This window comes from Microbulbifer maximicatervae (SeqCode), assembly GCF_052467825.1.
Genome location: NZ_CP174327.1, coordinates 2,218,534 through 2,240,333 on the forward strand (window position 1 = coordinate 2,218,534; position 21,800 = coordinate 2,240,333).

At 45.4% G+C, this 21,800-nt stretch carries 20 protein-coding genes, 2 tRNA genes and 1 pseudogene; 21 read left to right on the plus strand and 2 right to left on the minus strand.

The features are described 5' to 3' along the window. Positions 1-2 precede the first annotated feature (2 nt). The 10 genes from tolQ to ACJJII_RS09915 all read left to right on the plus strand — a co-directional run bounded on the left by tolQ (position 3) and on the right by ACJJII_RS09915 (position 6,552). Positions 3-692 (plus strand): protein TolQ, encoded by a 690-nt coding sequence (tolQ, locus tag ACJJII_RS09870; protein ID WP_413664412.1) that lies wholly within the window; start codon positions 3-5, stop codon positions 690-692. A 20-nt stretch (positions 693-712) separates the two neighbouring features. Continuing rightward, positions 713-1,144 carry a protein TolR gene (gene tolR / locus ACJJII_RS09875; protein WP_282934232.1) on the plus strand — a complete coding sequence of 144 codons (432 nt, stop codon included), beginning with the start codon at positions 713-715 and terminating at the stop codon, positions 1,142-1,144. Positions 1,145-1,151: 7 nt separating this feature from the next. Next, positions 1,152-1,946 (plus strand): cell envelope integrity protein TolA, encoded by a 795-nt coding sequence (tolA, locus tag ACJJII_RS09880; RefSeq protein WP_444919004.1) that lies wholly within the window; start codon positions 1,152-1,154, stop codon positions 1,944-1,946. After that, a complete protein-coding gene (gene tolB, locus ACJJII_RS09885) occupies positions 1,943-3,238 on the plus strand; it encodes a Tol-Pal system beta propeller repeat protein TolB (RefSeq protein WP_444906392.1) in 1,296 nt (431 codons plus the stop codon). The genes tolA and tolB overlap by 4 nt, the downstream gene beginning before the upstream one ends. A 99-nt stretch (positions 3,239-3,337) precedes the next feature. Next, complete coding sequence (locus ACJJII_RS09890) at positions 3,338-3,826, plus strand: OmpA family protein (RefSeq protein ID WP_444914735.1); 489 nt, start codon at positions 3,338-3,340, stop codon at positions 3,824-3,826. Positions 3,827-3,844: 18 nt separating this feature from the next. Further along, entirely contained in the window at positions 3,845-4,684 is an 840-nt protein-coding gene (gene ybgF, locus ACJJII_RS09895) for a tol-pal system protein YbgF (RefSeq protein WP_444919005.1), read from the plus strand. A 106-nt stretch (positions 4,685-4,790) separates the two neighbouring features. Then, complete coding sequence (queE, locus tag ACJJII_RS09900) at positions 4,791-5,450, plus strand: 7-carboxy-7-deazaguanine synthase QueE (protein ID WP_444919006.1); 660 nt, start codon at positions 4,791-4,793, stop codon at positions 5,448-5,450. A 35-nt stretch (positions 5,451-5,485) separates the two neighbouring features. Further along, positions 5,486-6,163 carry a 7-cyano-7-deazaguanine synthase QueC gene (queC, locus tag ACJJII_RS09905; RefSeq protein WP_282934224.1) on the plus strand — a complete coding sequence of 226 codons (678 nt, stop codon included), beginning with the start codon at positions 5,486-5,488 and terminating at the stop codon, positions 6,161-6,163. Positions 6,164-6,295: 132 nt separating this feature from the next. Beyond that, a tRNA-Lys gene (locus tag ACJJII_RS09910) sits at positions 6,296-6,371 on the plus strand. Positions 6,372-6,476: 105 nt separating this feature from the next. Further along, positions 6,477-6,552 (plus strand) — tRNA-Lys (locus ACJJII_RS09915). Positions 6,553-6,747: 195 nt separating this feature from the next. Here ACJJII_RS09915 and tnpA read toward each other — a convergent pair. Further along, positions 6,748-7,156, minus strand: a pseudogene (gene tnpA, locus ACJJII_RS09920) (IS200/IS605 family transposase). A gap of 263 nt (positions 7,157-7,419) precedes the next feature. Between tnpA and ACJJII_RS09925 the strand changes: the two are divergent. The 11 genes from ACJJII_RS09925 to ACJJII_RS09975 all read left to right on the plus strand — a co-directional run bounded on the left by ACJJII_RS09925 (position 7,420) and on the right by ACJJII_RS09975 (position 20,369). Next, entirely contained in the window at positions 7,420-7,803 is a 384-nt protein-coding gene (locus ACJJII_RS09925) for a hypothetical protein (RefSeq protein WP_444919007.1), read from the plus strand. A gap of 173 nt (positions 7,804-7,976) precedes the next feature. Continuing rightward, positions 7,977-8,135 carry a hypothetical protein gene (locus ACJJII_RS09930; protein ID WP_444919008.1) on the plus strand — a complete coding sequence of 53 codons (159 nt, stop codon included), beginning with the start codon at positions 7,977-7,979 and terminating at the stop codon, positions 8,133-8,135. A 1,035-nt stretch (positions 8,136-9,170) separates the two neighbouring features. Beyond that, positions 9,171-9,311 (plus strand): hypothetical protein, encoded by a 141-nt coding sequence (locus ACJJII_RS09935; protein WP_444919009.1) that lies wholly within the window; start codon positions 9,171-9,173, stop codon positions 9,309-9,311. Between the two features lie 1,332 nt (positions 9,312-10,643). Further along, positions 10,644-11,675, plus strand: a complete 1,032-nt coding sequence (locus ACJJII_RS09940; protein ID WP_444919010.1) for a Fe(II)-2OG oxygenase family protein — start codon at positions 10,644-10,646, stop codon at positions 11,673-11,675. 101 nt (positions 11,676-11,776) lie between these two features. Continuing rightward, on the plus strand, positions 11,777-12,634 hold the full coding sequence (locus tag ACJJII_RS09945) for an NAD(P)-dependent oxidoreductase (RefSeq protein WP_444919011.1): 858 nt from the start codon (positions 11,777-11,779) through the stop codon (positions 12,632-12,634). Between the two features lie 24 nt (positions 12,635-12,658). After that, positions 12,659-13,462 (plus strand): sulfite exporter TauE/SafE family protein, encoded by an 804-nt coding sequence (locus tag ACJJII_RS09950; protein WP_444919012.1) that lies wholly within the window; start codon positions 12,659-12,661, stop codon positions 13,460-13,462. Between the two features lie 26 nt (positions 13,463-13,488). Then, on the plus strand, positions 13,489-14,700 hold the full coding sequence (trpB, locus tag ACJJII_RS09955) for a tryptophan synthase subunit beta (protein ID WP_444919013.1): 1,212 nt from the start codon (positions 13,489-13,491) through the stop codon (positions 14,698-14,700). 12 nt (positions 14,701-14,712) lie between these two features. After that, positions 14,713-15,498, plus strand: a complete 786-nt coding sequence (gene trpA / locus ACJJII_RS09960; RefSeq protein ID WP_444919014.1) for a tryptophan synthase subunit alpha — start codon at positions 14,713-14,715, stop codon at positions 15,496-15,498. Positions 15,499-16,345: 847 nt separating this feature from the next. Next, positions 16,346-17,539, plus strand: a complete 1,194-nt coding sequence (locus tag ACJJII_RS09965) for a hypothetical protein (protein WP_444919015.1) — start codon at positions 16,346-16,348, stop codon at positions 17,537-17,539. A 264-nt stretch (positions 17,540-17,803) separates the two neighbouring features. Beyond that, positions 17,804-18,643 (plus strand): hypothetical protein, encoded by an 840-nt coding sequence (locus ACJJII_RS09970; RefSeq protein WP_444919016.1) that lies wholly within the window; start codon positions 17,804-17,806, stop codon positions 18,641-18,643. 94 nt (positions 18,644-18,737) lie between these two features. Continuing rightward, positions 18,738-20,369, plus strand: a complete 1,632-nt coding sequence (locus tag ACJJII_RS09975; RefSeq protein WP_444919017.1) for a hypothetical protein — start codon at positions 18,738-18,740, stop codon at positions 20,367-20,369. Positions 20,370-20,540: 171 nt separating this feature from the next. On the opposite strand, the gene ACJJII_RS09980 is transcribed toward ACJJII_RS09975, so the two are convergent. Next, positions 20,541-21,698: an NAD(P)/FAD-dependent oxidoreductase gene (locus ACJJII_RS09980; RefSeq protein ID WP_444914725.1), complete on the minus strand. Its 1,158-nt coding sequence runs from the start codon at positions 21,696-21,698 to the stop codon at positions 20,541-20,543. Between the last annotated feature and the right edge of the window lie 102 nt (positions 21,699-21,800).

Genomic DNA, 21,800 nt, shown 5'->3' on the forward strand with positions numbered 1-21,800 from the left:
AGATGAACGCCGGTGAACAACTTTCTCTTTGGGGGCTAATCCAGAACGCCAGCCTGTTGGTACAGTTAGTAATGCTGCTGCTGTTACTGGCCTCTGTGGTGTCCTGGGTGATGATTATCCAGCGCGGGCTTTACCTGTCCCAGGCCAAGCGCTCCCTGAACAATTTCGAACGCCGCTTTTGGTCCGGTGCCGACCTGAACAAACTCTTCCGCGAAGGTAACGAACGAGCGGAAAAAGGCAAGACGGATGGTGTTGAGTCCCTTTTCCGCGCCGGTTTTACCGAGTTTACCCGTCTGCGCCAACAGGGCAGCAGCGGCCCTGAAGCGGTGATGGAAGGCACTGAGCGGGCCATGCGTGTGGCTATGTCCCGGGAGCAGGAAAAGGTGGAAATGAACCTACCGTTCCTGGCAACCGTAGGCTCTGTCAGTCCCTATATCGGTCTGTTTGGCACCGTGTGGGGGATTATGAATTCCTTCCGTGGTCTCGCCACTATGCACCAGGCCACTATTGCTACGGTCGCACCTGGTATCAGTGAAGCGTTGGTGGCTACGGCTATGGGCCTGTTTGCAGCAATTCCTGCGGTGATGGCTTTTAACCGTTATTCCGCCAAAGCGGAGTCGCTGTTGTCCAGCTACGAAACTTTCGCCGAGGAGTTTTCCTCTATCCTGCACCGCAAAGTGCATTCCGGCTGAGTAGTGAATAGGCGAACCCTATGAGTGTGTTTCGCAAGGGAACCAAAAAGAAGCTGGTCTCCGAGATCAATGTGGTGCCCTACATTGACGTAATGCTGGTGCTGCTAATTGTCTTTATGGTCACGGCACCATTGTTGATGCAGGGGGTCAAAGTCGACCTTCCAAACGCGCCCTCGGCGCCGATGGAGGAAACCGATGAGGAGCCGCTGATTATTTCTGTGCGCTCCGATGGCACCTATTACCTAAATCTGGGGACTGACGAGAAGAGCGCCAAGCCGCTCGCAGAGATTAAACAAACGGTCGCTAAGGTATTGCGCCAAAAGCCGGGAACCCCGGTTTTGGTGTGGGGTGACACCGAGGCCCGCTACGGCCTGATCGTCAATGCCATGACCGAACTGCAGCAGGCGGGAGCGCCCAGCGTCGGCCTGGTGACAGAGCCACCTCAGGGGTAGGGTGCCGGTGAATAAAGGCTTTTATGCATTGGCGATCATTATCAGCCTCGTGTTACACGGGGCGTTGATAGCTGCCATGACCTACGGCTGGGAAGCCAGCAGTATGCCTGAGCGCAAACCGATGCCAAAGTTTGTGCAGGCTAAGCTGGTGACAATTGAAGCGGCAACACCGAAGAAGAAACTGCCGAAAAAGGTCGATAAAATAAAACAGCGTGCCGATCGCGCTGCGGAGCAAAAACGGAAGGCTGAGGTCGAACGTAAGCGCCGCGCAGCCCTGGAGCATAAGAAAAAGCTCGAGGCGGAAAAGAAACGCAAAGCGAAACTCGAAGCTGATCGCAAGGCACAGGCAGAGAAAGCCCGTCGCGAGAAAGAGCAGCAAGAAAAGGCGCGCAAAGAAAAAGAGTTAAAGGAGAAGTTGGCACAAGAGCGCCAGAGTTCCTTTGATGAAGCTCTTCAGGATGAAGAGGAGCTACTGGATGCGAATGAGACCGAGGTGGCAGTAATGTCAGTGGGGCAGGCAATTCAGCAGCAAATTGAGGCGGTATGGAGTCGCCCACCCAGTGCCCGAAACGGTATGCTTACCAAGGTAAAAATAAACTTTGTCCCCACTGGCCGGGTGGTGGCAACTAATATCGTCGAGGGCAGTGGCAACGCTGCCCTCGATCGCTCCGTACTGACCGCCATTAAAAAGGTGGAGGTATTTCCCGAAGTGGCCGAGCTGGCCCAAAAGGAACCGGTGATATTCGAGCGGGAAGTCCGCACAACCATTTTGAACTTTAAAGTCGAAGATCTGCGCCAATGATCAAGAGTTTGCTCAAGACAGTCGTCATTATTGCAATCGCCTCGGTGAGCCTGGGTGTCCGTGCCCAGCTGGTGGTGGATATCACCAGTGGTATCGATGACCCCACACCGATCGCTGTGTCCCCATTCAGCTGGTCTGGTGGCGGGGTACTGGCGGAAGATGTTTCCGGGATTATTTCCTCAGACCTTCGCCGCAGTGGCCTTTTCTCCCCGGTGCCCAAGGAGGACATGCTGTCTTTCCCCAAGGCCCCGGAAGACGTGGTATTCCGCGACTGGCGTATCCTCGGCACCGAGTACATAGTGACCGGCCGCATTGAGCCGCAGGCCACCGGTTACCTGCTCACTTTTGATCTGGTCAATGTTTTCGGCCAGCACAAGATGTTCACCAAGCAAGTGCGCGGCGGCCAGACCCAGCTGCGGGATATCGCCCACCGCGCCGCCGATGAGATCTTTGAAGCTATCACCGGTATTCGCGGTGCCTTCTCCACCGAAATGGTGTACGTGCAGGAAGAGACCCGTGGCGGCAAGCCCAGCTATCTGCTGATGCGTGCGGATATCGATGGTGCTCGCGCCAAGCAGATCCGTCGTTTCAGCGCGCCGGTGATGTCTCCCATGTGGTCCCCCAATGGCCAGGAGCTCGCCTACGTCTCCTTTGAAACCGGGCGCCCGGCAATTTTCCGCGAGAACCTGCGCACGGGTGCGCGCAAGCAATTAACTAACTTCAAGGGCATCAACAGTTCGCCGACCTGGTCCCCGGATGGAACCAAACTGGCGATGGTGCTCTCCAAGGACGGCAACCCGGAGATCTACGTGCTGGATCTGGTCAGTAATAAACTGACAAGAATGACAAGGCACTTCTCCATTGATACCGAGCCGAACTGGATGCCAGATGGTAAATCACTGGTTTTCACCTCCGATAGGGGAGGGAAGCCACAAATTTACCAATTGACTCTTGCCACTGGTCAAGTCGACCGCTTAACCTTCGATGGCGATTACAATGCGCGGCCCCGTGTTTCTCCCGATGGAAAGACACTGGTGATGGTGCATCGTAATAGGGGCGTATTTACCATCGCTACGATGGATATCAACTCGGGCAGAGTGCGTGTCCTTACGGAGACTACGCTGGACGAATCCCCTAGTATCGCGCCGAATGGGGCCATGTTGATGTACGCTACCAAACGTGGGGATAAAGGTATTCTGGCAGCGGTGTCGCTGGATGCTGGGGTGAAGTACAACCTGCCCTCTCAGAGGGGTGATGTCCGTGAACCGGCCTGGTCGCCGTACTTTGAATAAGGCGGGGATGCCCGACGCGCTTAAGCGAAGGGTGTGAATTAGAGCAATTAGAAATCTTTCAGGATTTTCGATAACACTATATATAAAGCGGAGTAGCTTATGTTGAAATCAGTAAAAACAGGCCTCGGGTTAGCCTGTGTATTGGCAGTAATGGCTGGTTGTAGTAGCAATGACACCAAGACTGGCGGGGAAACCATTGTTGATGAAACCGCAAATAATACAGCGGTTGAAACCACCGAATTTGATACCCCGAAAGAGCCTGTAGCACCTCTGGAAAACGTAGTTTACTTCGATTTCGACCAGTCCCTGCTGAAGCCCGAAACTCGTGAGCTGCTGATCCGTCACGCTGACCGTATGCGCGCTGCCACCGGTTCTGTTCGCCTGGAAGGCCACGCTGACGAACTGGGTACTCGCGAATACAACCTGGCTCTGGGTGAGCGTCGTGCCAATGCCGTTCGCGACTTTTTGGTACTGCAAGGCGTAGACGCAGCTAACCTGGAAGTAATCAGCTACGGTGAAGAGCGTCCGGCTCAAATGGGTTCTAACGAATCTGCCCGTGCGATGAACCGTCGCGTTGTTATTAACTAATCGTAAAAATGGATGCCAATGGCTTTAACGATTAGAAAACTAGCGATCGCCGCAGCAGTAATGACTGCGGCATCGCCAGTATTTTCCCAGGCCCCGATTGTAGACCTGTCTTCTAAAAGCCAGGACCAGTCGACCATTACTTATACCGATGAAGTGGAAAGCAGTGCTCCGACACAGCTCGCCCGCGCCGGTATGTCACCACCCCGAGCCCAGGGCAACCCCAAGGCCGAAGCCTACTATCAGATGCAGGTTTTGCAGCAGGAAGTGCGGGAGTTGCGTGGCACAGTTGAAGAGTTGCGCCATGAGATCAAGCGTCTCAAGCAGCAGCGCACTGAAGATTATATGGATCTGGACCGGCGTATTGCGCGCCTGAGTGGTACAGAGCCAGCGGCTCAGCCGCCGTCTACCGCTGAAGGCGGTGCTTCGTCCATGCAAGGGCAGGGGGGCTCAGCAATGCCGCCTAAACCCCTGGGCCCGAAAGACGGCAAGAGCGAGCGCGACCGCTACCAGGCCAGCTTTGGCTTGGCCCGCAATGGCGATTACGGTGGCGCCAGTGAAGAGTTCAAAAGCCTGTTGCAGGACTTCCCCAATGGTCAGTACGCCCCGAATGCGAATTACTGGCTGGGTGAGATTGCACTGGTTCAAGGCAACCTGGAAGAGGCTCGGGAGTGGTTCGTAGCCCTCCTTGACGGTTACCCGAATTCCAGTAAAGTCTGGGATGGCCGCTACAAGCTGGGTACTGTTTATCACCAGCTGGGCGACCAACAAAAAGCCCGCAACCTGCTGGAGCAGGTGGCAGCCAGTGACGCCAGAGCGTCGAACCTGGCGAAGAAGTATCTGCAGGAGAACTTCCAGTAGCCTTCAGCCGCTACTGACTGCCATCGCTGGTTTTTTGAGCAGAAAAAGCCTATGATCCCGCGCCCGGGTGGCATGTGCCACTCGGGCGTTTTTGTGTTGGGTGTGTATGACCGATCTTTCCAAAGAATCACTCAGAATCAGTGAAATTTTCTACTCCCTCCAAGGAGAGGCGCGAGAAAGTGGCCTTCCTACGGTGTTTGTGCGGCTGACGGGCTGCCCGTTACGCTGTACCTATTGCGACTCTGAGTACGCCTTTTATGGCGGCGAACGCATGACGCTGGAGCAGATTTTGCAGCAGGTGCAAAGCCATCCCGCTCGCCATGTGTGTGTTACCGGTGGTGAGCCCCTGGCCCAGCCCAATTGTTTCCCCTTGATGAAGGCGCTTTGCGATGCGGGCTATGCGGTGTCCCTCGAGACCAGTGGCGCTATGCCTGTGGATAAAGTGGATGAGCGGGTATCGAGAGTGGTCGACCTGAAAACGCCGGCCTCCGGGGAGCAGCACCGCAACCGAATGGAGAATATGCAAGTGCTCACTCGCCAGGACCAGATCAAGTTTGTGATCTGTGATCGCGGGGATTACGACTGGGCCCGATTCACCCTGGATCAGTACCGCATACCTGAGCGGGTTGGAGAGGTGCTTTTCTCCCCCAGCTACGAGCAGCTGCAGCCGCGCCTGCTAGCTGAATGGATACTGGAGGATGGGTTACCGGTGCGTATGCAGATGCAAATGCACAAGCTGTTGTGGGGTGACATCCCCGGCGTATAAAGCGCCGCTGCGCCACATCAAGAAAAGAGGAAAAAATGACAGCAAAGAAAGCAGTAATCTTGCTATCCGGTGGCCTGGACTCAGCCACCGTACTGGCCATGGCTCGCGCTGAGGGCTACGAGTGCTACGCCCTGGGCTTCGATTATGGTCAGCGTCACGAGGCAGAACTATTGGCTGCGCAAAAGGTGGCGAAGGACTTGGGGGCCGTTGAGCACAAGGTGGTTAAGCTCGACCTGCGCTCAATCGGCGGATCGGCGTTGACCGATGACTCTATTGAAGTACCCGAAGAGGAAACCTCCGGTATTCCGGTGACCTATGTGCCGGCGCGAAACACGGTATTCCTGTCTATTGCCCTGGGTTGGGCTGAGGTGCTGGGTGCCCAGGATATTTTCGTGGGTGTGAACGCCGTGGACTACTCCGGCTATCCGGATTGCCGCCCAGAATATATTGAGGCCTACGAGAAGATGGCCAACCTGGCTACCAGGGCCGGTGTCGAGGGCAATAAGCTGTCTATACGTGCGCCGCTGATGGACATGAGCAAGGCGGATATTGTTACCGAAGGAACCCGCTTAGGGGTGGACTACAGTTTAACTGTGTCCTGCTACCAAGCCTTGCCAGATGGCGCTGCCTGCCGTCGCTGCGACAGTTGCCGCCTGAGGGCTGCCGGTTTCACAGAGGCCGGCCTGGAGGACCCCACGGTCTACGCACCTTAATTGGCCGTTGGCGCCAATTTTTTGAACAAATACCTAACTCCTTAAATTTGTTAGATTTTTTTTCGAGTTAGGTATTGTCTTTTCGAAATAGATCCGTAAGATACGCAGCTCCTCACAACGAGGCATCGAAAAGGGTCGTTAGCTCAGTCGGTAGAGCAGTTGGCTTTTAACCAATTGGTCGCTGGTTCGAATCCAGCACGACCCACCATTTTCGACAGGGATGCCCAAGGCAACCCACCCAGTTTTTACACTTCTGCGCGAAGGTAAAAACAACCCGAGTTGGACCATTACCAAATTAGTCCAACCATCCTGGGGGTCGTTAGCTCAGTTGGTAGAGCAGTTGGCTTTTAACCAATTGGTCGCTGGTTCGAATCCAGCACGACCCACCATCTCTCTTTTTTTCCCAATGTTTATTTTTGTAAATTTTGCTCAAATGCAAAGACCTTGTGTTTCTGTTTTTCTACAAACCTTTTTCCCAGTTCTTGGGCACTTTCTTCCTATAGATGCCTTTGCGTTTGCTACTAACAATCAGCAACCACCCGCATAGCAGGTGATATGGTGAAAGCCCTCAGGGGGGCTATTTATTACAACCCCGCCAGTTGCATCTGCTCTTGCCGGCGTTCTTCAACCTCTTGATTCTTGATGTACTCTCGAATCACCTGCTGATCAAGACCTACTGTACTCACGCAGTAGCTCCGAGCCCCAAAAGTGTCTTCCTGTGAAATTTCTCTGCACATGCCTGTACTTCTGAAATATCTGGATCGCAGATTTCCTTTTCAGAAACCCAACCGTATTGGAAACACTTAACCTTGGAGGAATCATTAACAACATATGAATGTGATCCCTCATTGCGTACCCCTCGACCAACTCAATGCCTTTTTGACGATATAGGTCTCGGATTATTGCTCCAATCTCACGTCTCAATGATCCAAATAACGCTTTCTCTCTATACTTGGGCACAAATACCACATGGTACCTGCAATAATGTTTCACGTGAGCTTGGCACTGCCAATCTCACATATGGCCTCCTTAAAGAACTTGCCGGTTCATGGAGGCCACATTTTTACTCTGCACGCCGGAACGGCAGTGCCTTGTCTAGTCTCACCGCCTGAGGCGGTGGTTTACCTATTTGTTAATTAAGGTGAATGGTGCTTGCCTCGATGTTACGGTTTGATTTCTGAGAAGTGCGGTTCGATCTGTGTAGGTAAAGGAGCTGGTTTAACGCGAGATATTTCTACCAGGTAAGGATTGCCGAAATGAAAACCGTAACCCCCATAACTGCCGCCATCTGTTTGCCGGCAGTTAGTCACTCTTCTTTTGCGAATAATAATTCCACCAATGCTGAACAAAATGGAATTGGAAATAGTGCTATGTCTGATCAATCCGATAGCACGGTTAATTTTAGCCAGGTGATACAGTCCCAGACTGGTGATGGTAACCAGGCCGTCGCTGACCAATACACGGATGCAACGGGAGCGACGATAACTCAAACCCAGATAGGGGATGGGAATATTGCTACGTCGGAGCAGTTCAACAATATTACTACTGCCCAGCTTGAACTGCTCCAGTCAAGTAATGCTAATGCGGCAATGACTCGTCAAGGGGGCAGTGTGGCGGACAGCAATATGACTGTGCAATAAGTTGGGAATATGAATCTGGTTGATAATAGTTTTCAGGGTCTTGGGGTACTACTGCAAGTACGATGACGATAAATCAACAAGGAGATATGAATACGGTTAGGCCCAGTTTTGCGTTGCAGCAGTAGGCACTGAACTCTACTTTGGTTGCCACTCAAATAGGGCAGATGAACCAAATGGACGTCAATCTAAACTTTGTGATTAGCGATAGTACAATGACTGGTATCCAAGATGGCGTTGGCAATATTGCAAGCTTGGATCAGATAGGTTCAGTAAGTTTTTTTCTGATGGAGCTATTGCAAATGGGTAATGACAATATGGCAATCCTGGAGTAGGAGTTTACGCTTGAGAGTTCAACTATGATTGTCGACCGGTTTGGTGATATGAATATGACTACGCTGGATCACGGAAATGCCTTTTGTCCAGTACTATAGTTTTGCAGACCGGCGACTCCAATGATGAAAATATCAATCAGGCAAATATCACCAAGAGAGAGGTCTCAACATACTAAACGGGTTCATAGAATGTAAATGTTATTTCTGAAGCTGGTACCGTTGAGTGGGCAATTGCGACATAGGCTTGGGTGGGGATACCGGCGCGATTTTTCGGTACCAGCCGGCCTGCAGCTAAGATCTTATCTTGGTGCACAGAAATTTAACCATAAACTTTATTCCTGGTTTTCTCCCGCTTCCATCTTATAGTTGTATTGCCAATAATCGTTAATGCCTCCCCAGCAATTGGTTGGCGCATGATCAACGATTTGAGAATAGTTTCCAGGTAATCAGTCGTTCAGTATTACAAGTGATTTTGTACAGCTACATGTGAATTTCTTATAAGTCAATAGTTGGTATAAATAGCTATATCTGTTTTGTTTTGCAGAGTGGGGAAGGTGCTGAATAAGGTTTCGTATAGTCCTGGCGCCGATACTGTTTATGACGCCCTATAAACCGAACCAAGGGATACGCTTGGAGAGTTAATTTGGGATTGAATTATAGGCATGTTGTTCTGGCTATATCAGATTGGCTGCAGTAAATAAAAGTACGTGCCACAATACCACTGGATCTATAGGGGGGCTTGATATGATAGCGCAGTAAGTTCCCCTTTTATTTGGTGATTAGTGAGCATTATAGGCCTTGCCCTGACTGGTGTAGATAACGCTTCCTCATCGATTGTTACGAGCAATACGGTAAGTGGGATCATGATCTGTTGCCTGGTAGATTATGGTAATATGGCTGAGTCTCTCTAACAGTTTATTATCGTTCAGTTTTGTAGAGCTTAAGTACGTTGGTAATAACAGTGAAATAATAACGGAGCTATTTAAATTACTTGGTCCCATTCAAAAGTTGAAGCAATCAGGGGAAGTTAAATTTATGTCAATCAACCAAATCAATATGGAGGCATCGAGTATCTGTGTGATGCAAGGTGGTGATATAAGAGTTGTATTTGCAGTGGAGCAACCTTCGAATTTTTCAGTAATCGAATGTATCATCGGGGCCCCTTTCTACAGCTAAATTTTTGGATGTTTCTTCCTGGCTTGTACTAATATTAAGTTCAGTATTAAAAAATAGAAACTTTATATTCAGCGATATAAGCTTTAGCAAAAATAAAATGGCTGATACTTTTAAGTAGATCAGAAGGAAGTTATATCTCTAGCCGGGGTGGTGTTTATTACTAGGGGGGGGCGGAAGTGAGGCTGGTGTGGAGCAAGGGATGCCTGAGAGGATGTTATTGCTGTGAAAAATGACAGCAAAAGAAATTCTTAAAACAATCACAGTAATTTAGAAGAATTCAGCTCCTATATTTTTTTGGTCGGTTGTGAGATCCCAGCTTTTACAGTTAGACAGTCTAGTTGGGGTGCGAGCAACGAGAAGCGATCAAAAAGACTCCCGCAAAATATGCGATGCAAAGACAAAATGGTTTTGTCGCAAATAGTCTGGTTGAAATATTTTCCAGAATCTTTAAGACGGAAAGGTATATTTGTTAAGCGCAATAGCGTAACCGACTAATTATTATGCGCCGGGAGCTATCTAATGGCTATGGAAATTAACGTTGTGTCGTTAAACATTTGTATTGCTATAGGTTGAAGCGTGAGGCTGTTAAGTTTCATGCGAATGGAAGTCTATAATTAGTACAAACATTGCCATTAAGAATGGTTTCTAAAATAATTAATCGTGAGTAAGCTAAATAATTTTAGGTTGCTTCTGCACCATAAAGAACTATTGCTAATTTTGAGGCTCTGTTTTGGTGCGCTCTAGACGGATTTCTTGTTCAGTCGATGAAATCTAAATATTATTTGAATAATTTGATTTTTTAAAAGAGTGGTCGTGTATCTAGTACTTTTGTGTATGCCGTTTAAAATGGTTTGCTCTTTAATCTTTGGTTTCTGTTATTCCTAATGAATTTAAGGACGTTAGTACACATATTGACGGCGTCAATATGTGTGATTTTTTGGGTGTCGTATTTGCTGTGGCTGAAAATAAAAGTTTTTAGTTCTCCCGTTTTTTTCAAAAAATAAAATAATTTATTGGTTGGCACGAATTTCTTCACAATGGCGTAAAATTAAGTGATATAGTGTGCCGAACTTGTGGCGTAAATTGTTCTGTGCGCCAGAGTTTGAAAAGGATTTCAATTTGGTATGAAGGACGCATACATTATTTTTCAGCCCCTCATTTTTTGTGTCAAATTTCGAATATTTTGTTACACATGAAACGCTTTTTGATAAGGCGTAGGTGAGTCGGGAAGGAAAAGTAAGCATAAGTTTTAATTGCCAGTTTGATAGATAATTTATATTTCGCTTAGTTCGTAACTAAGTGTGTAGTTGTTTTTCTAGAATTTGGTGATTTATGATTGAAGAGGTTTCAATACATCCGGATGATATCGCAAGGATCTGTCGTGAATATCCGGAACTTATTAAGACCGACAATAATGGTTTAAGGGAAATTGGTAGTTCTGTATCAAAAGCGTTTAGAGATATATTCTCCTCTCAGACAACGTCTCAAATTTTAGGGTTTTGGCGCCCAGATACGGTTGCTTTACATGTGTCAGGGTTATCTATAGACGAACATATCCCTAACACTCCCTATGATGGAAAAGCAGATCTGAGTAAAATTGCTCAATGTGTAGGTAACTCTATTGGATTGCATGATTTTATTGGGCTTCATCCTGTTGTTTATTATGGAGAAAATGATGGTCAGCTGGTAAGGAATGTTGTTCCCCATAGAGGTGCGACAGATGATGTGAGCTCACATGGATCAAAAAAGACATTTGGTCCTCACGTTGATAATCCTGATTTGCCGTTATTCAATAATTATGTTCGGCCTAGTGTAATTAGTCCGGATACATTGTCATTATATTGTGTAAGGCAGGATCCTAGCGTTTCTACAGACCTTGTTCTTCTGGATGATGTATTGTCTCTGCTTGATAATCATACAGTTGAAGTATTGATGATGCCCATATTTAAAATTAAACGACCAGACTCTTTTACAACAGGTAATAAAAATAATGTTATAGAACAGAAGCCTATTCTGGAGAAAGATAACTATGGAAACTACGTTTCACGTTTCGATGCCCATAGAGTTTTTAGTGATTATGATGTTGGCAATAGCGCTATTGAAGCCTTTACAAGGGCGTCATTGTGCGATGATGTCATCAATAATTTCTATATGAAGCCTGGAGAATTATTGCTATTCAAAAACAAACGAGTATTGCATTCTCGCAAAGGGTTTACCCCTCGATTCGATGGGAAGGATAGGTGGCTTATAAGAGTTTTTGGTTTATATAAACAGCCGGATGAGAGTGTTTTACTTTGTAATAATGATACTGCCCACTTGAATACAGATTTAAGCGCTTTCACTGAGCAATTAGCATACGGCTAATAAATTTTCTATGTTATAACGATAATGCCATTCATTTAAGTACAGGTTTATGTACTTTTATCGGGTATATAGTTTTCGTGAAAAGTTAGAAATATAAGTTTATGAAAAAAATATTATTTGTTGGTTTGGGGAGAATGGGTTTCCCAATGGTAGGCCATATTGCTAAAACAAAGTTATATTCTGTGAGTGTATATAATAGAAGTAAGTCTAAAATTGATAAATGGTTTGATCAGTATAAAGGTGCGCCTTTTTTGCATAGTGATGTTTTTGACGTCATTATTCTATGTATAGGTAATGATGAAGATGTACGCTCATCATTAACAGGCTCATTAAATTTACTCAGTCGAGTGAAGTCGGGGGGGACCATTGTTGATCACACCACGACTTCAGCAACCTTAGCGCAAGAAATGTATGCTGCGGCAAAAGAGTGTAATGTAGGGTACTTAGATGCGCCGGTTTCTGGTGGAGAAGCTGGAGCAGTAAACGGCCAGCTGAGTTGTATGATAGGTGGTGATAACCAGCATTTAAATAATGTCGCATCGATACTGGATAGTTACTGTAAAACCGTGACCTATATCGGTGATTCAGGTTCTGGCCAAATTGCGAAAATGGCCAATCAGTTTTGCATTGCGGGTACATTGGCCGGTTTATCTGAGGCTATCACTTTGTTAAAGAAAAGTAATGTCAGCACAGAGCAAGCCTTTCAGGCAATTAAAGGCGGCGCAGCCCAATCTTGGCAAATGGATAATCGGTTCGGAACCATGACACAAGGTAAATTTGATTTTGGTTTCGCAACCGATCATATGATCAAAGATCTAAAATATGCTCTACAGCTGGCTGATCAGCAACAATGGCAACCTGAAGTGTCGCAACAGATTTTGAGATGGTATAAATCTCTGTCAGAAAATGGACATAACACTCATGATACATCATGTCTAATAAACCACTATAAAAATTAGTCGTCATCTTCTTAGGAACTGATTATGTTTGTTGAGGGCTCTTTATTGGCAGATAGTTTAGTTACTGCCATTGTTTTTTTAACTGTTGCTTCATTTATTGCCGGTTTTATTGATGCTGTTGCGGGTGGTGCGGGGCTTGTCTTGGTCCCGTCCTTTATGATTGCTGGTATGCCACCTCAACTCGCTTTGGGGCAGGAAAAACTGGTAAGCACTATTGGTACCATCAGTGCTATTCGTAACTTTGTAAAAGATAAGAAGGTTATATGGCGGCTAGTACCTGTTGGAGTTGTACTCGGACTGCTAGGCGCTTACGTTGGTGCCAGGGCAATATTGATTATCGATGAAAAATTGGTTGCACAGATTATCGTTTTTATGCTGCCGGTAGGCTTATTGTTTACTCTGTTCAAAGGAAAATTCACTGCTAAGAAGGCTGGGAAAGTATCTGAAGGTGGTGAGAGTGGACGCTATGTGATAGCTATTGCATTGGTAAGCTTTTTTGTTGGTTTTTATGATGGTTTCTTTGGGCCAGGAACAGGTAGTTTATTCATAATTGCATTGTATTTATTTGTGAAAATTGATTTGGTCAAAGCATCGGCCACCTCAAAAATATTTAACTTTGCTTCAAATATAGGTGCTTTCGTTGCATTTTCACTGGCAGGTAAGATGCTCTTTAAGCTTGGTATTCCTATGGTTATGGGTAGTTTGGCTGGGAATTATATAGGCAGCAAGTTAACTATTTCAAAAGGGGAGAAGGTTGTTAAGTCGGTACTTATTTTGACGGTTAATACCATGTTGGTGACATTGGCCTTGAAATTTATTTTTGCTTAATTTTCCTAAATAAGAGTGAAGAATAGATGACAACGCCTAATATATACTATGATTACCCTAACGAAAGCGGTCACTTCGGCGAGTTTGGTGGCCGCTATATCCCCGAAGCACTGATGCCCTTAGTGCTCGATTTAAATAGAAACTACAGAAAGCTGAAAGATGATAAAGAGTTTAACCACTTAATTAGCTACTACAGTAAACATTATATTGGTCGACCTAGCCCGTTATACTTTGCCGAACGCCTTACCAATTACTTTGGTGGTGCTAAAATCTATTTTAAGCGTGATGAGCTAAACCATACTGGAGCTCACAAGATTAATAATGCTCTAGGGCAGGTACTGCTCGCTAAAAGTATGGGTAAGACTAGAGTCATTGCTGAGACTGGTGCAGGGCAACATGGTGTTGCAACAGCAACAATTTGCGCATTATTGGATTTGCCTTGTTTTATCTATATGGGCGAGTCTGATATAGAACGTCAATCACCCAATGTTTTTAGGATGAGGCTTTTGGGGGCTGAGGTTATCCCGGTATCTTATGGTAGCAGAACGCTTAAAGATGCAATGAATGAAGCTATGAAAGATTGGGTTATTAATGTTGAAAATACCTATTATGTAATTGGCACGGTTGCAGGTCCGCATCCTTTTCCTGAAATGGTAAGAGATTTTCAAAAAATTATTGGTATTGAAACTAGGGAGCAAATATTAGCAGCTGAAAATAAATTGCCGGATGCTATGGTTGCTGCGATTGGTGGCGGTTCTAATGCAATTGGCTTATTTTATGACTTCTTGAATGATACTTCTGTTAAGTTGTACGGGGTTGAAGCGGGTGGAAAAGGTATCAATACTAACAGGCATGCAGCGTCCCTTTCGAGAGGCGAGCCAGGAGTACTGCATGGCAGTCATAGCTATTTACTTCAGGACGATAATGGACAAATAGCAGATGCTCATTCAATTTCGGCTGGTTTAGATTATCCTGGTGTTGGTCCTGAGCATGCTTATTTGCAGTCAATAGGTCGAGTTAATTATGTTGCTATATCTGATGAGGAAGCGTTGAGTGCGTTTCAGCTATGTTGCCGTTTAGAAGGAATTATTCCAGCGTTAGAGCCTTCTCACGCGTTGGCCTATGTCAGCCATCTAGCCCAAAATATGAATAAAGATGACATCATTGTTATGAATATGTGTGGTAGAGGGGATAAAGATATATTTAATGTGGCAAGACATTTAGGCTTTGAGGTATAAGCGAAAAAAATTATGAACAATCGAATTGATATAACTTTCTCATCGCTAAAAGAAAAAAAACAAAAAGCTTTAATTGCCTTTACGACAGCTGGTGATCCTAGTGTGGAAAATACATATGAAATAATGAATTTATTAGTTGATTCTGGTGTTGATATTATTGAGCTAGGAGTCCCCTTTTCTGATCCAATTGCAGATGGTGAAACGATTCAAAGAGCAAGTCAGCGTGCGCTAGATAATGGTGTTACGTTAAAAACAATATTTTTGCTCGTTACTAGATTTAGGGTGAACAACAAGCATACGCCTGTTATTCTTATGGGATACTATAATCCGATATTTCATTATGGGTTAAAATCATTTTGTGATGAAGCCATGGGTGCAGGTGTGGATGGTTTGATTGTTGTTGATTTGCCGCCAGAGCAAGATACTAAATTACGTACACTCGCTAATAAAAACAATTTACACATAATTAGAATGGTTGCACCAACTACTGATGAGAATAGATTAAATACCATTCTCAACGGGGCAACTGGGTTTTTATATTGTGTGTCTATTAATGGTGTAACGGGCATGCATGTGATTAACGAAAAAAAAATCGAAGATCGTGTTAACTTTATTCGCAAGAGAACAGATCTGCCGATTGCAGTTGGTTTTGGGGTTAAAAGTAGTGAAGATGTTCGTATGGTGAAAAAATATGCTGATGCTGTTGTTGTGGGAAGTGCACTCGTAAAAAAAATTGAAGAGGAGAGCAAATTTAATAAGCAGAGTAAATTGTTTGATTTTGTCAGAGGTTTGACCTAAGTGGATGCATTCTGTAAAAGCTATTATTTTTGGTGGGATATTGATCTATTATAGTGCAGCCTGCATAACCCAAATCTTTCGGGCAGTAATATAATTTTGTGTTACATTGTCCAGTCGATTTGGTAGCGTGTCTCCCGGCCAGATTGGTGAAATAAGCAAGCTGCAATCGCTGGCATGGTTTCAAACCAACTGATCAATAATTCGAATCCAGCAAAGACTATAATTTCTTTATTGCTTCCCTGAAGCTTGATATTCTTGGTTTTTATTTTGGTGAAATAGATTACCTAACTTTGTACTGCTGTAAACTTTCCCCTGCCTTAGGTATTCTATTACAGTAGGTGGTGAACAACGACAGTCAGCTGGCAGATGTAAGTTTTGTTTTTAATTAAAAATTAACTGAAAGTGAGTTTATGCACCGGATTCCTAGTGGCGTAGATATCTAACTCCAAACTTTTTTCCTAGTTTTTCCCCACTTCCTTCTTATAGCTGTATTGCCGTTTATCGTTAACTCTTACCCAGTAGTTGGTCGGCCCATGATCAGCGATTTGAGAATAGTTTCTAAGTATTCAGTCGTTCATTGTCGCAAGTGACCTTGTGCCAGTGCATGTCAATTCCTCTTGGGATTTGTTGTTCGCATAATTGCCTGTGTCAATTTTATTGCCTCAGCGCTCAAGTTTGGCGAGCTTTAACACTTCTTTGGTGGATGCTGTTGTTTGGAGTAGGGATGGCGCTAAATTGGATTCTGCGCACTCCTTACGCCGGCATGCCTATTGGTATCGATGTTGTTGATGAGGCCCTCTAAGTTGAGTCCCAAGAAAAGCTTGAATAGTTAATGAAGGATTGAATTATGAGGAAATTGAAGCCTGTAGCTCTAGTTATATTGGTCGCAGTGAGTGGAAGTGCGATGGCCAGTAATAATACGACGTTAATAGATCAGCAGGGAGTGGGTAATACAGCGAATGCCAATCAGGTTGACCCTACGGCTATAGGGAACCTGATAGATGTCACCCAAATTGGCGATGCGAACTCTTCGTCATCGACCCAGGCGAGCGATGCCGTAAGTAATACCATGACCCACTACCAAGAGGGTGATGGCAATATGGCCGAGTCTTTCCAGCAGTTTATGACTGAGACAAGTTCGCTAGAAATTAACCAGATTGGGAATAATAACGATACGACAGCGGAGCAACTTGAATCACTTGGTTCTACCCAGGAACTAAATCAAGCTGGGGAAATGAACTTTATGACCATCACCCAGACTGATACCGAAGCATCTAGTGTCGCGGTGACTCAAACTGGCGATATGAATGATGCGATCATAATGGGGCAGGTCTTCGATATACTGGGAAGTGATGTCATCCTAAATCAAATTGGCGATGACAATATGGCCCAGATCGGTCAGCAAAGCGTTGTGGAGTTTAGCACTATTTCTGTCGATCAAATTGGCAATCAAAATCTCTTTGTCAGTGAACAAATAATGGGGGTGTTCTCCTCCACTATAAGTGTTCTGCAATCTGGGGATATGAATGAGGTCGACTCTGATCAAGAAAATGGAATCACTACCAGCTTTGTCTCTATTACTCAGGTAGGTAATGGAAACTTTGCTGGTTCATTGCAGCAAGATACTGTCGAGAACAGTTCTGTAAACGTAAATCAGGTTGGAGATGGAAACTTTGGTGGCGGAGTTCAGCAAGCAATAGTTGATACAAGTGTTGGAAATGTCAGTCAATTGGGCTCGATGAACATGGGAGTTACCCAGCAGGCAGGTGGAACATCAGCAGCATTAGCATCGATTTCTCAATCGGGGACTTCGAATGAGGCGATGCTTGGACAAGTTACTGCAAGCTCGGTTACAGGAACCATACTTCAAGATGGCATTAGCAATATTGCAGGTGTGCTCCAGCAGGGAAATATGCTCAGTGTTGCTACAACCACCCAAATAGGTGAGTTAAATCAACATACAACCGAGCAATTGTCCGATTCGCAAACTGCTATTGCGACGCAAAATGGTATTTCAAATATTGGATTTATTTTTCAGTAAATTGGATAGGGGCTTCGCGGTATTAGTGTGAATACGGATCGCTGCAATGCGACTGCGGAGCTCCATGTATTTTTCAATTTTGTATTTTAGGATCAGATAATTATTTTCAAGGAGGTAAAATTGTTTCCTCCTATTGATTTTCGTCTATCTGATATAGGCCTTTAACTCTACTTTCCAAAGAGAGTTCAGGTTTTGATTTGGGGGCGTTGTGCTGTGCATTTGCTTAACGCAAGAGGTGAAATCTATGGATAAGGAATTAGTTAAATGAAAGTTTGGACTTCAGTTACTGCAATAGCTGCGCTCACTTTTAGTGGTCACTCTATGGGCGGTAATAATACGACTGATATTGACCAGGATGGCGACGGACATCTGGCAACAGTAGATCAGTCTAATCCTACCAGCACCAATAATACCGTTTCAATAACCCAAACCGGAGACTCACATCAAGTGTCTGTTTTACAGGGGGCACTTACAGATTTGAATATGGGCACGGTGGAGCAATCGGGTTTGATGAATGAGGCGATTCTGGAGCAAATTGCAGAAGTCTCAGAAAGTACAGCTCTAATTAGTCAATCTGGCGATGGCAACTTCGGTTGGGTGGTTCAGGATGACTTTGTTGTTGCAGGTAGTGCCTCTGTTATCCAGTCCGGTTCAAATAATGAGGGTATTGCTGCCCAGGTGGATGTTGGGGGGATACAGGGAACTGTTGCTGTTACTCAGACTGGGACAATGAACTTTGCACAAGCAATCCATGAGGATTTTGCGCTTAATAGCACTGGGCTAATTAATCAACTTGGGAGTGAAAATAGTGCCGAGTTATTTCAGGGAGACTTAACTGAATCAAGCTTTATTAGTGTTGAGCAAGATGGAACTCTCAACGAGGCATTGGTAGGGCAGGGCTTTGCTCTTTTCTCCTCTATTACCACCTTCCAGAGTGGTGATATGAATTATGTAGAAGTCTCTCAGTTGGGACTAAGTACTGGATTGGCCACTGTCTCCCAGATAGGTTCTTCCAATATTCATGTCACGACACAAACAAATGATGGGCAGGTGGCTATGGCTTCTCAGGTCGGAACCGGTAACCAGGGAAATATTATTCAGTAGCTGTGGTGGGTTTCAGGTAGAAGTATTTATTTTCCAAGAATATTGGCTATGGCTCAAGTTCTTGGATTCAGTTTGTCTTTGAAAGGGACTTTCGATGAGATTTATGAAGCTATTGGCTGCTGCGGTGTTGGCAGTAGCTCACTGTGGAGCAGCTGCTGACAATAATGTCACAGAGGTCGCCCAACAAGGCTCCCTCAATATGGCTGCCTCAAGCCAGGTAGATCCTACTGTTATGGATAACCAGATTGTGGTTATCCAGGAGGGGGCGGGAAATATTTCGAACGCGATGCAACTGGACAATACGATCAATAGTTTGATTGCCCATATACAAGTTGGTGATAACAATGAAGCGACATCGACGCAGGAGATGAATATTAATGCTGCTAATAATACGATTAATCAGCAGGGAGATCTGAATCAGGCTGAGTCCACACAGGAAAATACGGTTGAATCTTCAAGTTTAACGACCAACCAATTTGGTAATTCTAACAGTACAGATCTCAGTCAGGAGCAGGGAGTTACCCAGAGCTTGGTACTAATTAATCAGATGGGAGATATGAATGATGCGGAAGTTCCACAAGGAGATATCGTGGATAATAGCTCTGTGGTTGCGACCCAGTCGGGAACTGATAATGAATTTGAGTCCAGGCAGGATAACCAGATTAGCTTGAGTATTGTAACATCAATCCAGATAGGCTCCTCAAATGTAACCGAATTGGAGCAGGAAGATATCGTTGATAACAGTTCTATTAGTGGTAGTCAAAATGGAGATATGAACGATGCAGATGCACAACAGTCGACAGTGATTTCGGGCAGTACCATTATTGTCAATCAAGTTGGCGATGATAATGTTTTGGATGTCGATCAGTTTAGCAATATCACTTCATCCACTGCGACTATTACACAGCTGGGATCCTCAAATGATGGCGATATAATCCAAGTTTCGGCTGTTAATTCGACTACTGCAAGCATAGTTCAATCAGGTATAAGCAATCAGGCGGATGTAGATCAGGAAAATGGGGTTACAGGTAGTTCTGCTAGTGTCACCCAAGATGGTACTGACAATGGATTGTTTGTAGATCAAGAAGATCAGGTTTCCCTGAGTTTTATCACTGTAAGTCAATCTGGAGATAATAACTCCATCGGTGTGGATCAAGAGGGGGATATTTCCTCAACAGTTGCGACTGTTATACAAAGCGGAAATATGAATGAAGTAGATATTAATCAGAGTAATTTTTTAGACTTTACAACAGCAACAGTGACTCAAATCGGAGACAATAATAACGCCCAGTTGATGCAAATAGATGGACCTATTTCATTGAGTACGATAGCGGTGGATCAAGGTGGTTCCACTAATATGGTGACTGCGGAACAAGACGGCCTTATTAGTAATAGTGTGATTGATATCACCCAATCGGGAACGGATAATACCGCTGATGTTGAGCAAGATACATTGGTTGACCTGAGTAGTGTGACTACTTTGCAAACTGGTACATCAAATTTTCTGATGGTATTACAAACGGATGTCACATCATCCAATATCACCATTACCCAAGATGGAAATATGAATACGGTTGATGTCAGCCAAGCTGGGGTTTTCAGTAGCGCCAGTACCACCTCTCAAACAGGTACTTTAAATACTCATACCACCACTCAAGTGAATGATTTCCAAACCGCACTGGCAACACAGCTGGGTACGGGGAATATGGGTATAATTATTCAGTAATTCGGACCGTAAAAGCTAAGGGGAAAGATTACCCTGGGGTTTATATTGAACCTGATGTAGGTGATTGGTAGATAAATACTATTTCTACTTTATCACTTCAATAGCGTATTCTTTCTGCTTTCGTTGTGATTGTTTGAGTTAAACAGAATTTATCTTCCAGTGGGTAAATAATTAGAAAATCATTTTTACGATTACTTCTCCGAGGTATAGTGAAGAGGTCAGTCCGGGGGATTCAATTCCAAAAAATGCCACTAACTGAGATTTATCCGATAGGCTTTTGTGATAAATCTGGAAATCACCAGCGGGGTGGCCCCTGCGTACAATTTTGGAGCGAATGCCCGCATAGCCAGGCCGTAAAGTATTCTTTGATATTCCAGGCCAGTAGCGACGGATGTTGTCATAAAATGTATTTAGTTTACTCGGATCCACTTGGTAGTTAATGGACTCGACCCATTCCACATCTGGACCGAAGCGCGCTCCTCCGGCCAAATCCAGAGTGAGGTGAATACCCAGACCGGCACTTTCAGGTAGAGGGTAAATTAAGTGTGAAAAAGGCACCTTACTTGACTGGGTAAAGTAACTGCCCTTAGCAAAATACGTGGTGGGAATTTCTCGTTTTATAACTTCGCTATTTATCGTCCCCACTAGCGAGCTTGTGTGGAGGCCTGCGGCCACAATTAGATTGCAGGTTTTCAGTTTGTAGCCATCCTCCATCACGAGTTGGCAAGTTCCGCTGGATATTTCAATTCGCGCAACTTTGCTCGCAAGTATAATTTCTCCTCCCCTGGCTTCCATGGCACCCTCAAGGGCTAGCATCAGGCTGTGGCTATCGATAATGCCGGTTGTCGGAGAGTAAATGGCACCGGCACATTGTAATTCCGGCTCCATAGATCGGGCTTCAGAGGCGCTTAGTAATCGAAGTCCGCCAGCGTTATTAGTATCCCCCTGATTTTTGAGATCTCTCAATTGCGCAAGCTGTGCTTTATCGGTGGCGACTACCAGTTTGCCGAGCTGCTTATGGGGCACCGCGTATTCTTGGCAGAATTGATACAGTATGGATTTACCGTTTACACAGGCGCGGGCTTTCAAGCTGTCCGTTGGATAGTAGAGGCCTGCGTGAATGACCTCACTACTGCGAGCGCTGGTTTCGGTTCCAATGGCATTGTGTTGTTCTAGCACAATCACTTTGTGGCCAGCCCGGCTCATCTGGTAGGCGCAGGCAAGCCCCAATATGCCTGCCCCGACTATCACTGTATCCAATATCTCCATAGAGGTCCTATTGTTGAAATGCGCATCTTCTAGAGCGAACAGGCTGAATTCCCTCGGCATATTTTGCCTGTAACGCCAAGCTAAAATTGCTGTCGAAAGGGTGCGTGGTGGTGTCGTTTCATTGCGCTATAATGCGCGCTTTTCCGCGACTGGAAGTTAGTC

Bases quoted from the DNA above. Each gene is read 5' to 3' on its own strand.
- tolR (WP_282934232.1), top strand. From the start codon at position 713: ATGAGTGTGTTTCGCAAGGGAACCAAAAAGAAGCTGGTCTCCGAGATC.
- ACJJII_RS09965 (WP_444919015.1), top strand. From the start codon at position 16,346: ATGAGGAAATTGAAGCCTGTAGCTCTAGTTATATTGGTCGCAGTGAGT.
- ACJJII_RS09935 (WP_444919009.1), top strand. From the start codon at position 9,171: ATGTCAATCAACCAAATCAATATGGAGGCATCGAGTATCTGTGTGATG.
- ACJJII_RS09940 (WP_444919010.1), top strand. From the start codon at position 10,644: ATGATTGAAGAGGTTTCAATACATCCGGATGATATCGCAAGGATCTGT.
- ACJJII_RS09925 (WP_444919007.1), top strand. From the start codon at position 7,420: ATGAAAACCGTAACCCCCATAACTGCCGCCATCTGTTTGCCGGCAGTT.
- ACJJII_RS09890 (WP_444914735.1), top strand. From the start codon at position 3,338: ATGTTGAAATCAGTAAAAACAGGCCTCGGGTTAGCCTGTGTATTGGCA.
- ACJJII_RS09975 (WP_444919017.1), top strand. From the start codon at position 18,738: ATGAGATTTATGAAGCTATTGGCTGCTGCGGTGTTGGCAGTAGCTCAC.
- ACJJII_RS09950 (WP_444919012.1), top strand. From the start codon at position 12,659: ATGTTTGTTGAGGGCTCTTTATTGGCAGATAGTTTAGTTACTGCCATT.
- trpB (WP_444919013.1), top strand. From the start codon at position 13,489: ATGACAACGCCTAATATATACTATGATTACCCTAACGAAAGCGGTCAC.
- ACJJII_RS09930 (WP_444919008.1), top strand. From the start codon at position 7,977: ATGGACGTCAATCTAAACTTTGTGATTAGCGATAGTACAATGACTGGT.
- ybgF (WP_444919005.1), top strand. From the start codon at position 3,845: ATGGCTTTAACGATTAGAAAACTAGCGATCGCCGCAGCAGTAATGACT.
- ACJJII_RS09980 (WP_444914725.1), bottom strand. From the start codon at position 21,698: ATGCCGAGGGAATTCAGCCTGTTCGCTCTAGAAGATGCGCATTTCAAC.
- trpA (WP_444919014.1), top strand. From the start codon at position 14,713: ATGAACAATCGAATTGATATAACTTTCTCATCGCTAAAAGAAAAAAAA.
- ACJJII_RS09970 (WP_444919016.1), top strand. From the start codon at position 17,804: ATGAAAGTTTGGACTTCAGTTACTGCAATAGCTGCGCTCACTTTTAGT.
- tolB (WP_444906392.1), top strand. From the start codon at position 1,943: ATGATCAAGAGTTTGCTCAAGACAGTCGTCATTATTGCAATCGCCTCG.
- tolQ (WP_413664412.1), top strand. From the start codon at position 3: ATGAACGCCGGTGAACAACTTTCTCTTTGGGGGCTAATCCAGAACGCC.
- queC (WP_282934224.1), top strand. From the start codon at position 5,486: ATGACAGCAAAGAAAGCAGTAATCTTGCTATCCGGTGGCCTGGACTCA.
- ACJJII_RS09945 (WP_444919011.1), top strand. From the start codon at position 11,777: ATGAAAAAAATATTATTTGTTGGTTTGGGGAGAATGGGTTTCCCAATG.
- queE (WP_444919006.1), top strand. From the start codon at position 4,791: ATGACCGATCTTTCCAAAGAATCACTCAGAATCAGTGAAATTTTCTAC.